Genomic DNA, 12,989 nt, shown 5'->3' on the forward strand with positions numbered 1-12,989 from the left:
AATCCGATCTGCCTTTTTAAGAAAAAGTACTAAACAAAAATTCTCTTTATTAACCTTAGTTTTTTTATCTATTTTTATAATTGTATTATCTGGAATTAACTTCACACCTATAAAAAAATTAAGAATTTTTATAAATGAAATTGTCTATAGATCCTCTTTTGTTATCTCTATACCAGAAAATTTTATTGTTAATTCATATTTAGGAATAAAAAGTTATTCTAATTTTTATGATGATTATAAAGATAAAAATATTGAATTAAATTACTTAAGATCAAAAAATATATCAAGCAAAATTATAATAAGTGAAAATAATGAATTAAAAAACTTAATTGGAGACTATACGCTTTCTTCAAATAAGATATTAGCAAAAGTGATCGTTGATCACATGAGTCCTTTTTTAAGAACTGTAATTATCAACAAAGGTAGTTCAGAAGGATTAGAAATCGGAACAAATATTTATGACAAAAATTACTTAGTAGGCCGAGTCATTGAAGTAAATTATAAATCTTCAAGAGTGTTATTATTATCAGATTTGAACTCAAATGTTCCAATTTCAATTACACCAGGTAATATTCAAGCAATTATGATTGGAAATGGAGAAAATTCTGGAGAAATTAAGTATATCAAAGATAATTTAGTCGAGAATATAAAGGATCAAAGTATAGCATACACCTCAGGAACTGGTTCGATTTTTAAAAGTGGTATTCCAATTGGAAAAATCAGTATTATCGAAAATAGATTTATAATTAATTTTTTCAGTGATTTTGATCAATTAAAATATGTGTTTGTAGAAATTAATCAAAAAAAAATAAATGAAAGTCAATCAATCGTGAAAAATAATGAAGATAATCAAATTTCGATATCAAGTACAGAAAAGATCAAATTAGACATACTCAATGATTTAGATTGTCATAGTGCATTAGATTGTGATATTGATATTCTTGTTAATAATGCTGGTATAGGACATTCTGGACCAGTAGGGGAGATGCCTGTTGGACTTATAAGAGAGGTTATGGAGACTAATGTGTTTTCTACGTTGCAATTCTCACAACCCTTTATAAGAGAGATGGTAAAAAAAGGAAAAGGTAAAGTGGTATTTGTATCTTCTGTAGCCGGTCTCACAACATCACCCTATTTAGGAGCTTACAACGCTTCAAAGCACGCACTCGAATCTATAGCACAAAGTTTGAGAGATGAGCTTCACCAATTTGGTGTTGAAGTCGCAACGATCAATCCTGGACCTTTTGAAACGGGCTTTAACGATAGAATGTATGATACTTTTGAGCAATGGCATGATGAAGAAATGCATTTTACCAAAAAGGAGACGATCAATAAAGCTTCAAAAATGCTATTAGACAATCAGCTTGATCCCCAAGTAATGATTGATGAGATGGTCGAGGTGATTTCTCAAGATAAACAAGCTTTCAGAACCATAGTTCCAAAAGAATTAGAAGAACAATGTAAAGAATACCAAAAAAGGCAATACAATTTGCATGCTGATCAAATTGACGATAGCAAAAGTTAATTTTAAGTGATGTCAAATTTGCTTGAAGTTATTTTAAGTGCAACATCATGTATTGAAATCTTGCGATGTATTCATATTTCTAGTATAGCTACAAGCATCCGTATAAAATTGATACGCATAATGCGTCCATGTAGGTTGCAATATGTTGTTATTTCATAAAAAGTAATAAGCGAGTCAACATTATTATTTTTTCGCTTAAAGCGAAATTAAAAAAAGGAATATCAATATTAAATTAGTGGTGTCCTATACTGCTGAACATCTCTTTATACTATTTGCAAGAATAGAAAATCATTTTACTTTTTATAAGCATATTATATGAGACGCAAGAATATAGTAGAAAATGGATTCCAGAACTTAAAAATCATAATGATATCGAAGTATTGGCGCTATGGGAGTACGAGATCAAAAATTATCCTAGACCTATTCGTATTTATAAAAATGAATCTGCGACATATATCTCATTAAAAAATTAGAAACCAAACAAAAATAATATATAAACATAATTAATAATTAAAACTATAAACTATGAAAATTCAATCGTACGTAGCTTTTGATGGAAATTGTCAAGAAGCTTTAACATTTTACTCAAAGTTATTCAACGCTGAAATTAAGAACAGACAAACATATAAGGAAGCCAATATGGATATTCCAGAAAATTATAGAGATCGATTACAGCATGCCGAATTAAGTGGAAAAGGAGTCCACTTCATGGCGTATGACGCTTCTCCAGATACTCCAATAAATGGCGGGAATCAGATACATTTAAGTATTGATTCAAACGATCAAGATGAGGCTGAAAAATTATTTGAAGCATTATCAGATGGAGGAAAAGTACATCATTCATTTAGAGAACGTGAATGGGGATACTTTGGTAGATGTACAGATAAATTCGGAATCCCTTGGATGGTAAATTTCAACAAATAAAAGGAGTGTCTAATAAACCGTATATAGAAAAATAGGTGGGTTTTAAAACTTGCCTATTTTTTTTGTTTAATTTTTAATCTCAGAGTTTTCTTGTAGAAGATTTAAAGAAACAATTTTTGAACAGTGGTTTACTGGACGGTCTGAAGACCGAAGCAGAATTAACTAGTTTATTAAAACAATTTCACAGTACGACCTTGGAAGCAATGCTATAAGGAGAGTTAGATACGGATGATACACTCAAAAATCAGTATATCTAGCCTCAATGAAAGTAACGAAGAAGTGGACATAGCCGATTAGTAATTGGGGATGAATATGTAATCAGTTCTTAATTATAATTGAAAAACGGGTTCAACTTTAAAAAGATAAACCCGCTGAAATTCTATTTACACAAAATTTTGGATACTGTCTTTTGAATATTGTTAAAATATCTTATTTAAGAATCTTAATAATCTGTTCTGCAAGTTCAGTTCCAATACGGTCTTGTGCTTCTTGTGTCGCAGCACCAATATGTGGGGTAAGCGATACCTTTGGATTCATTAAAACTTTGATAGCCGGTGTTGGTTCGTTTTCAAAAACATCTAGTCCTGCAAAAGCTAATTTACCACTGTCAAGTGCCTCTACAAGTGCTACTTCATCTACCACGCCACCACGAGCCGCATTTACAACTACAGCACCATCTTTCATCATCGCAAATTCATTCTTTCCAATCACATATTCTTTTTGAGCAGGAACGTGTAATGTAATAAAGTCGGCTTGCTTTAATAGCGCTTCTTTAGCAATGGTTTTTATAGTAAAAGATGCCGTTTGTCCGTCAAAAAACGAAAGCTCAATCGTTGCTTTTTCTATAAATGGATCACTAGCAATCACGTTCATTCCGCACCCGATAGCAATTTTTGCTACTTCCTGTCCTATACGTCCAAATCCTATGACACCTATCGTTTTGCCTCGAAGCTCCACACCTTTTGCGTACGCTTTTTTAAGGTTTTTAAATTTAGAATCACCTTCTAAAGGCATATCTCTATTGGAGTTGTATAAGAAACGTACCCCTCCATATAGATGAGCAAAAACCAATTCTGCTACCGATCCTGAAGAAGCGGCAGGCGTATTAATCACGTGTACTCCTTTTTCACGAGCGTAAGCAACATCAATATTATCCATACCAACACCACCACGACCTATAATTTTAAGATTTGGACACGCATCAATTACTTCTTTACGAACAGTGGTTGCGCTACGAACTAATACGACATCTATTTGCTCTGCATTGATATAGTTTGCCAATTGTTCTTGCGCTACGGTTGTCGTAATGACTTCAAATCCTGCTTTTTCTAGTGCATCAATTCCAGTTTGTGATACACCATCGTTTGCTAATACTTTCATAGAAATGCCCGCGTAGGCGGGTAACTTTTTAATTCCCGTACTTCGACTATACTCAGCATAAACTCTCAGACGGGAATCTCGTTAATCAATTTATTTTATTCTTTCGTAACTATTCATTTATTTAAACATCCATCATCCAGCCTCAATCAAATTCCAAATCTCAAAAAATCAAATTTCAAAAAGACTCTCTTTTCTCTGCTCTCTTTTCTAATTTCTCAAAAATTTCTAGCATCCAACATCCAGCCTCAAACTTCTTATGCCTTTCTTTCCAACTCACTCATCACGTCTACAAGCGTTCCTACACTTTCTAAGCTTAACGCATTATACATAGACGCTCTATAACCACCTACACTCCGGTGTCCGTTTAAGCCATTAATTCCAGCTTCTTTCCACATCGCATCAAAGGTTTCTTTCAGATCTCCATCTGTCAGTGAGAAAGTTGCATTCATCGTAGAACGATCTTCTTTGGCAGCATATCCTTTAAACAACGGATTCAATTCTATCTCAGAATAAAGTAAGGTAGCTTTGCGATTATTTACCTCTTCAATCGCTTCTACGCCACCTTTCGCTTTAAGCCAACGCAAGGTAAGCATAGAGACATATACGGCATATACAGCAGGTGTATTAAACATACTCCCTTTATTAATATGGGTTTTATAATCCAGCATACTTGGGATCGCACGGGTTACTTTTCCTAAAATATCTTCTCTTATCACCACGAGTGTTGTTCCTGCGGGTCCCATATTTTTTTGTGCGCCTGCATAAATCAAATCAAATTTTGAAAAGTCTAGCTTTCGCGAAAAAATATCACTACTCATATCACAAATCAGCGGACAATCTACGTCAGGGAAGTTTTTGATTTGCGTTCCAAAAATGGTATTATTACTGGTAAGGTGTAAGTAATCTAAGCCTTCTGGTAAAATAAACCCTTTAGGTATAAATTTATAGTTAGCATCTTTACTAGACGCTACCTCGATCACTTCGCCAAAATGCTTTGCTTCTTTAATTGCGTTATCACTCCAGGTACCTGTGTTAAGGTATCCAGCTTTGGTCTGTAATAAGTTATATGCCGTCATTAAAAACTGCATACTTGCACCTCCTTGTAGAAATACGGCTTTATAGCCCAATCCTTCCAGTCCTAATAATTCTAGGGCAAGGTTACGGGCTTCATCCATTACATCTACAAAGTCTTTACTACGATGTGAGATCTCTAAAATGGATAATCCAGAGTTATTAAAATCTAAAATAGCTTGTGAGGCTTCTTGAAAAACTTCTTGTGGTAAAATACAAGGACCTGCGCTAAAATTATGCTTCTTCATAAGGTATGTTTTATCCCACCTATGGGTTTGATTATTTGACTCTTTAGGTCAAATCTTATGAGCGTATCATAAGACAATTTATTAAAGTACAAAGATGCCTAAATTGATGTAAAATTATGTTATCAATTTGATAATTTATACACTATCTTTTTAACAAAAACGCAATGGTATCTTCGCCATCGGCATACTCATGCAACTGTGGTTTTTGTGTATGACCAAATTTTATAGTGTTTATATCCAATCCTTCACCAACCACACATTGTATATTATCCGCATGTGCTTCAAGTGTTTTATAAAGCGTATCGAGAGCGGTGTATTTTTCATAAAACAAGGTGGCAATTGGTGATCCAAAACTAGAATCTTCTTTCAGCATTAAAAATCCGTTTTCTAATACCTCAAAAAGACTCATCAGGTACACCGCCTTGTTGTAATCGTAATTATTGGCATATTTTGCCTGATTGATAATGTCTTTCCATCCATAAATAGCATTAAAAAAGGCATCAAAATTATAATCTTCAGGCACGTATAATTTAGAAACATTACGACATCCTAAACCGTAATACCTAAAAATATCTTCGGCAAGTGCTTCTAGTTGTTCTGGAGTTTCATCACCTGTTAGAACCGCTACTGAGTTTCTGTTTTTACGAATAATATTCGGCTTTTTTCCGAAGTAATAGTCAAAGTAGCGTGCGGTATTATCACTTCCCGTCGCAATTATGGCATCATACGTTTCTAGTTTTTCTTCGGTAAAGGTGATTTTTCCTTTAAAGTCTGGTGCTACATATTCTAAGTATTTAGCGAGAAAGGGGAGGAGATGTTTATCGTTACTCGATTGCTTAACCACCACCTGATGTCCTGTAATCAATACAGACAAAAAATCATGGAATCCCACCAGCGGAATATTTCCAGCCATGATCACGGCGATGGTTTTAGGAGAAGTTTTTGTTGTTTCCGCTACTTCGACTGCGCTCAGCACAGGTTTCGCGAAAGCGGACTCATACGGAGCCATCCAGGTTTTTAGATGTATTTCTGTAAGGGATTTTGCCCATCCCTCTATAGCATACAGCACATTTTCTTTGGTAAACCAACCGTTGTGTTGCCCTGCTAATTTGATTTGATGCTGAAGCCCATCAAAAAAAAGATCGTTATGTGCAACCTCTTCTTTTTGAGCAATTTCTGATCTAGAAAACTGTGATAAAAAGGTTCCTAGTTGAACAAAAGCGTTAATTCTTTGTTGTAATTCCATACGCGCTTGCCTAATCTATTGCTAGGCACTATTTTTGTGCAAAGTTATTGAAAAAAGAACCTATGGCAATTATCATCACAGACGAATGTATAAATTGTGGCGCATGCGAACCCGAATGCCCAAATACAGCGATTTATGAAGGAGCAGATGACTGGCGTTATTCTGATGGAACAAGTTTAGAAGGTAATGTGGTATTACCTAACGGAAAAGCAATAGATGCAGGAGAATCTCAAGAGCCGATAAGCGATGAGATTTATTATATTATTCCTGATAAATGTACGGAGTGTAAAGGTTTTCACGATGAACCTCAATGTGCAGCTGTTTGTCCTGTAGATTGTTGTGTCCCTGACGACGATCACGTAGAAACCGAAGAAGAATTATTAGGAAAACAAGCATTTATGCATCCTGATAATTAAAAGATAAAAAATAGTATACATAAAAAAACACCTCCTTTGAGGTGTTTTTTTGGTTATAGAAATTTATTCTTAACGTAAGTGAGATATGATTTTTTCTTCTTTTTTCTCCAGTATACGACAGAATGTAAGTTCTGGGCGAGATGAAGCAATGGCAATTTCCGTTAAAAATTTTTGAAGCCTTGGAAAAAATTTAGAAAACTCCTTGTGGTTTTTCGCTTTAAGCGAAAAAATACCTAAGAAATTGAAGATTCATAAGTCCCAAAACTTAAAATAAAAACCACACACATAAAAAGCGTCTTTTCTTTTGGTTCTGTTTTCTTTGGACGAGCAAAGAAAATGAGCAAATATTAATTTTTAGTTACTTACATGAAATTTTAGCGTAATGATATTAAAAGATTAATTAATTGTTGATTAATCCCTGTCCTTCTATCCAAGGAGCACCTGCTTTTTTTAAGTCACTTTCAAGTGCTGGAAGTGTTGAATTTACAATAGGTTGTAATTTCGTTTTTACTTTCTTTAGTTGACTTTGCACTCTACTTAATAACATTTTATGCTCGTTTGTAGGACCATAGGTGTTTCCTAGAAATCTTCCTAACGAATTTCCATCACTTGCGGTAGGGTTTGATCGTTCTCCGATTTCATCTTTTATAGGGTTTCCATGGAGTTCTTTGTCAATGTCTAGCAACCTCATTTTAGTTTCGTATAAGCGTTTATATAAGTCATCAGAAGGAGAAGATGCTTTGTTTAAAGCGCGTAACATCGCATCTACAGTTTGTTGACTATTGGATAACGCGATATTAGTGGCTGTTAAGTCTTGTTGAAAAGCGAAAGTAGCTTCTCTAAAGGTTTCCATTTCTTTATATGGTTTTCTCGGTAATGATCCTTCATATAATGGTACGACATTAAAAGATTCCGGACCTTGAAGTACGGTATTTATACCATCCATTTGTTTTACTAAGGTTACTGTATAGGTGCCAGGAGTAGCAAATACGCCACCTCTTCCAAATCTACGACGACCTCTTGGTGCTTCTAAACGTTCTCCGCTTTTACTTGGATAGGTTAAATCCCAACTCACACGGTTAAAGCCTTTTTTGTTGGTTCCTTTTACAGTATTGACCACCTGTCCATTGGCATCTTTAATAATCAACTGTATAGAAGGTCCATCTTGTCTACTTTCATCCTCAAGGGCATCCCAACTTGGAAATTTTACATCGCCTTTCTTCTCTTTTTCTTTTCTCAAGTCTTTTTTAGATTTGAGTTTTTCAGGCATGTAATATGTGAAATTAGCCCCATACGCTGGATTTTTAGCAATCCACTCCGCATCACCTTGACTTCCCACACGACTTGATTGTTGGTACCAGTTGACTGTTTTTACAGGAAAAAGCGTTGCTTCTGTGTTATTCATGCTTGGCGCGAAATTTCGTAAAGGTGTAATGTCATCTAAGATGAAAATCCCTCTACCAAAGGAGCCTGCGACCAAATCGTTTTCACGTCGTTGAATCGTAATATCTCGAATCGGCACGGTCGGCATTCCGTCTTTTAATTGCAACCAATTCGTACCGCCGTTAGACGTGAAGTACACGCCAAATTCTGTGGCTGCAAATAGCAAATCTTTCTTCACGTGATCTTGCACCAATCTCCAAATTAATAGTTTTTCTGGCAAATCGCCGTTGATTAATTTCCAGGTTTTCCCTTTGTCAGCACTTTTGATGATGTAGGGTTTGTAATCTCCGTATTTGTGATTGTCTAGTGCTGCATACACTACATTCGCATCAAAAAGATCGGCGCGAACATCATTTACAAAAGGGGTGGTTGGGACTCCTTTGATGGTATTTAAGGTAATTTTCTTCCAACTAGCCCCTCCGTTTTCGGTTACTTGAATTAAGCCATCGTCTGTACCTGCATAGAGAAGTCCTTCCTGTTTTGGAGATTCCGCTAAGGAAGTAATGGTGTTATAGTTTGACATCGCAGAAACATCCCACGCATTATCCCAACTTTGTGGTTCGTCGTAATACGGAAACGTGGAGCGTTCTTGATTTAAAGTTAAATCTCCAGAAATAGGTTGCCAAGCATCCCCTCTGTTTTCAGACTTCCAAACACGTTGCGAAGCAAAATAGAGTCTTTTAGGATTGTGTACACTCACAAGAATAGGAGCATCCCAATTAAAACGCTCATACGGATCACCTTCTCTTGCTTGTGGTTGAATAAATACCGTTTCTCTTGTTTTACTATCAATTCTCCATAAAGCACCCTGCTGAAATTCTCCGTATGTAATATCTGGATTTCCAGGTTCTGTTGCAGTTTGTGCTCCATCGGCACCTAGGGTTTTCCACCAGTCGGCGCTTGCGATTCCGTCAGAACTAATCGTTTGTGAAGGGCCTCCATGCGATCCGTTGTCTTGTGTTCCTCCATATACATTGTAAAAGGGGAGGGCGTCATCTACCGCAATTTTAAAGTATTGTGTAATAGGAAGGTTTCGTACATATTTCCAACTGTCGGTATTGTCAAAACTTTCATATAATCCACCATCGGTTCCAATCAATAAATAGTTAGGATCTGATTCTTTAAAGACCAAGGCATGACTATCACTATGCTGATTGGATCTACTCATATTAGTAAATGTTTTTCCATGGTCATTAGAGATCAACGCACTGTTGTTCATCATATAGAGTGTTCCTTCTTGATGAGGTGATGCAATGAGTTCTTGATAATAATGAGGACCTGTACCTCCAGATACCGCATCCGATTGTTTGGTCCATGTAGCCCCTCCATTCGCAGACATATACACGCCTCCTTTTTTTCGATCCAACTCAATAGCTGCATAAATCACATCTGAATCAAACGGTGACATCGCAAGTCCGATTTTACCAAGATTTGATTTTGGAATCCCATTTGTAAGCGGTTCCCACGTTTCACCGCCATCGGTGCTTTTATGAAGTCCTGATCCTGGGCCACCACCTAAATAGCCCGCTACAGTACGATGTCTTTGCCACGTAGCGGCGTATAATACGTCTGGATTATTTGGATCGATAAGAAGATCGGTAGCGCCAACCCATGCTTCATCTCCTAGGGTGCGTTTCCATGTGTTGCCTCCGTCTGTGGTTTTATAGACCCCACGATCCCCGCCTTTACTCCAAAGCGGTCCTTGCGAAGCCACCCATACCACATCTGAATTTTCTGGATGTACAATAATTTTAGAAATATGCTCTGAATTTTCCAGTCCCATATTCTTCCATGATTTTCCGTCATTACGACTGACATAGATTCCGTCGCCAAATCCTACATGACGTCCTCCTACATTTTCACCTGTTCCTACCCAAACCGTACTCGGTGTATTCGGGTCTATGGTCACGCATCCTATAGAGTACACCTTTTCATTATCAAATACTGGCGTCCATGTAGTTCCTGAATTGGTTGTTTTCCAAACGCCTCCTGATCCAACGCCGACATACCAGACATTTTCATTGTCAGGATGAATAGCGATATCTGCAATTCTTCCAGACGTCATGGCGGGGCCAATGTTTCTAAATGCTAATCCGCTATACGGGTTTTTGGATTTTTCTTGTTCTTCTTGTGCGTGTAGTGTCATGCTACCTGCCAACAGGAATAGCATCACCAGTTTAATTGCAATCTTCATTTTGGTGTGGTTTTAGTGTTTGTTTGCGTGTATTCTTTTAGGTTAAAAAAGCACACAGTTACTAAAACTACAAAAATTGTATGAGGACTTTGTGGGTGGACTTAAAAATTAACGAAGTTTTTGGTGTTTGGGGGGAGGGGAGATCACTGCGTTTTTAGAGGTAAGACTTTGGTTTCAGTCATTTCGAGTGAGCGAGGTACGAGCGACGAGAAATCGCATATCAGTGAGCATTCTATTTGTATTGCCTTAGCTTGGTGTGCGATCTCTCCTGTCGTCGAGATGACTGCAAAGTATTTTTTCGACAGCCTGAAGAATGAACGACGAGCCCGCCTACCACAGATAGGAAACCGCATAACAGTGCCCATTTTGAAGTTGAAACCGAAACTGAAATCGAAGTCGAAACGGAGCTACTTGTGTGATCTCTTCTAGTGTCGAGATGACGGTGTTTTTAATTTCAGTTTTGTTTATATATTGAATTTAAGTTGATTAATTCGTTTTAAGAATAAAGTAGGAGTAGATTTTGTCTTTTTCACGAAATGTATCTACAATTATTTGAAATACTTATATAACACCCTAGGTTGCTATTGTGGTGACGATAGAATCATAAAAACCATTTTAAATTATTTGTAGTTTTAAGTTTTACATTTATTTTAGGAGCAGATAAAAACCTACAGTTAATTTATGAAAGTCAACCAAGCCTCATCTCAATCTTTAACCAGTATTTTACTAAACAATCATATTGATGTTCCTAGCGATCTTCCAAATATTCAAATCTCTGAAGTGGAAGTGTATAAAAAAAGTGATACTATATATCGTATTATGGGAGTTTTGTTAAATCTTGAGGAATCCCTTCCTATGAAAGCTATGGGCTTAGGTCCAGTGATGGAGTTGATATCTTTTCCAGAGGGTGTGTCACATATACACACTTCTATCTCCATAACGACTGGAGAATCGCCTTCTATATCGGTAATTTTTGAATTGAATTCATTAACCATATCGATTGTGGATAAATTTAACATACAACTTTCTCAGCCTGAAATAAAAATAGCATTATCGCCTGCCGACAAGGGGTGGAATGCAGATTTTAGTTTTAGTGCTTATTTGAGTAAACTATTGGTACAGCGTGAATTTATATGGAATGGATCAATTGATATTCGATTTAATTTTGAGGTATCTATTTCTAATGGGGAGGTGACGGGTATTTCGGGAAGTGCCTTTAAACTATTCCATCGTAACGTAACTGTTCTAAAGTTACCAAAACTCTTACAAAATTTACAAATAGACCTTTCAAGCTTAGGGGCTTCTGCGGGGATTCTTACCAATCCGCCTATGGATTTATTGGGTGTCCAAACGTCAGGAGTCGTAAGTAGGAATAACGGAGAAATAAAGATATCAAATTTTGCTTTGGTGACGACTATAGAAGGAGAACCCATTCCTATGTATATTGCATTTGAACTGAACGAACTTAGCTTGTCTCAAATTGCAAGATTCCTTGGGTTTAATTTCTCGGTACCTATTGATGTCTCACTACAACAACCCAAATTTATTTGGTCTGAAGAGACACAACCACTTCCCGATGGGACAGTCCCCAAAAAGGGAGTTTCTTTTTCTTCAAGTATTATTGTTGCTAACCTTAATGTCTTTGGATCATTCAATTATATTGACACCCATAAGTTTTCTGGAATGATACAGTTGGATGGCCCAATAGAAATAAAAACGGATGCATTTACCTTATTTAAGTTATCAGGAAATGGAAAGCAACAAGTAGGAAGTGGAAATCCTCATCATACTATCCCTACAAACAACGCTGAGCTGACCGAAATGAGAAACGCTCCGAAAAAGGTTCTTTGCAAAGAGGGAGGAGTTCTTTTTAACATTGATACCCAGAGCGATGCTCTAGAGGCTAGTGCGGAGCTGACTTTTTTAAATGTATTGGTTATTTCTCTAGAAATTCAATCTAATCTGGATAACGGAATAAAAGCAAGCTTTTCTATGAATGAAGCACGCGTTGTTAATTCAAGATATCGTTTTACCCTCAAGAATGATCAATTTGTAAATGTAGATTTTGTAATTAGTCATGAGTTGAGTTTCGTACTGCCCGAATGTAACATCGGAAAATTTCTAATTAATGAGTTTGATATTTCCTTATACTTATCAGCGACTAAGATGATGGCAACAGTATCTTTTTCAGTGAATGATGCTAGTTTACGTTTTGATTATGAAATCAACCCAGACAAAAACGCATCCATAGGATATCTTGTCGATACACTTATAGCACAAATTATACTTGAGGTACCAACACTTGTCAAAGGGGCGTTGACATCACCAAAGTTGTTGGCTCGAATGGTTGTTCAGGGAGTACTCATTCCTACTATCAACAATGGATTGTTTGCTGTAGAAATACTTAAAAATGCGGGAGTTCCTATAGATGAAATGGCTGACCCTCTTGTTCGTATGCAACGAAAATTAGGATTAACTCCAGCAGCTATTGTTGAAGCTGTATGTCACCTCTATGGTATAAAAGAAGTACAAGAAGAAGTAG

8 protein-coding genes are annotated in these 12,989 nt (G+C 36.4%); 4 read left to right on the top strand and 4 right to left on the bottom strand.

Translation table 11 applies throughout. The annotated features are described in order from the left end of the window. On the top strand, positions 1-1,525 hold a 1,525-nt coding region (locus Q0505_RS00115), incomplete at its 5' end, for an SDR family NAD(P)-dependent oxidoreductase (protein ID WP_299207327.1). A gap of 525 nt (positions 1,526-2,050) precedes the next feature. After that, positions 2,051-2,449 (top strand): VOC family protein, encoded by a 399-nt coding sequence (locus tag Q0505_RS00120; protein ID WP_299207330.1) that lies wholly within the window; start codon positions 2,051-2,053, stop codon positions 2,447-2,449. Between the two features lie 429 nt (positions 2,450-2,878). On the opposite strand, the gene Q0505_RS00125 is transcribed toward Q0505_RS00120, so the two are convergent. From Q0505_RS00125 to Q0505_RS00135, 3 genes are all read right to left on the bottom strand, one after another. Beyond that, positions 2,879-3,829, bottom strand: coding sequence for a D-2-hydroxyacid dehydrogenase (locus Q0505_RS00125; protein ID WP_299207333.1), 951 nt, complete (start codon positions 3,827-3,829; stop codon positions 2,879-2,881). Between the two features lie 254 nt (positions 3,830-4,083). Continuing rightward, positions 4,084-5,148 carry a 3-phosphoserine/phosphohydroxythreonine transaminase gene (serC, locus tag Q0505_RS00130; protein ID WP_299207336.1) on the bottom strand — a complete coding sequence of 355 codons (1,065 nt, stop codon included), beginning with the start codon at positions 5,146-5,148 and terminating at the stop codon, positions 4,084-4,086. A 142-nt stretch (positions 5,149-5,290) separates the two neighbouring features. Next, positions 5,291-6,394 (bottom strand): acyl-CoA reductase, encoded by a 1,104-nt coding sequence (locus Q0505_RS00135; protein ID WP_299207339.1) that lies wholly within the window; start codon positions 6,392-6,394, stop codon positions 5,291-5,293. A gap of 62 nt (positions 6,395-6,456) precedes the next feature. Here Q0505_RS00135 and Q0505_RS00140 point away from each other — a divergent pair, with 62 nt between their 5' ends. Further along, the gene (locus tag Q0505_RS00140; RefSeq protein WP_299207342.1) at positions 6,457-6,810 is read left to right on the top strand and encodes a 4Fe-4S dicluster domain-containing protein; all 354 of its coding nucleotides are present in this window, start codon (positions 6,457-6,459) and stop codon (positions 6,808-6,810) included. A 400-nt stretch (positions 6,811-7,210) separates the two neighbouring features. On the opposite strand, the gene Q0505_RS00145 is transcribed toward Q0505_RS00140, so the two are convergent. After that, entirely contained in the window at positions 7,211-10,447 is a 3,237-nt protein-coding gene (locus Q0505_RS00145) for a glycosyl hydrolase (protein WP_299207345.1), read from the bottom strand. 681 nt (positions 10,448-11,128) lie between these two features. Between Q0505_RS00145 and Q0505_RS00150 the strand changes: the two genes are divergently transcribed. Then, on the top strand, positions 11,129-12,989 hold a 1,861-nt coding region (locus Q0505_RS00150; RefSeq protein ID WP_299207347.1), incomplete at its 3' end, for a hypothetical protein.

It is taken from the genome of uncultured Dokdonia sp., from assembly GCF_937910895.1.
Classification (GTDB): Bacteria; Bacteroidota; Bacteroidia; order Flavobacteriales; family Flavobacteriaceae; genus Dokdonia.

Coding starts and splice junctions, on each gene's coding strand:
- Q0505_RS00120 (WP_299207330.1), top strand. CDS start 2,051: ATGAAAATTCAATCGTACGTAGCTTTTGATGGAAATTGTCAAGAAGCT.
- Q0505_RS00140 (WP_299207342.1), top strand. CDS start 6,457: ATGGCAATTATCATCACAGACGAATGTATAAATTGTGGCGCATGCGAA.
- Q0505_RS00135 (WP_299207339.1), bottom strand. CDS start 6,394: ATGGAATTACAACAAAGAATTAACGCTTTTGTTCAACTAGGAACCTTT.
- Q0505_RS00125 (WP_299207333.1), bottom strand. CDS start 3,829: ATGAAAGTATTAGCAAACGATGGTGTATCACAAACTGGAATTGATGCA.
- serC (WP_299207336.1), bottom strand. CDS start 5,148: ATGAAGAAGCATAATTTTAGCGCAGGTCCTTGTATTTTACCACAAGAA.
- Q0505_RS00145 (WP_299207345.1), bottom strand. CDS start 10,447: ATGAAGATTGCAATTAAACTGGTGATGCTATTCCTGTTGGCAGGTAGC.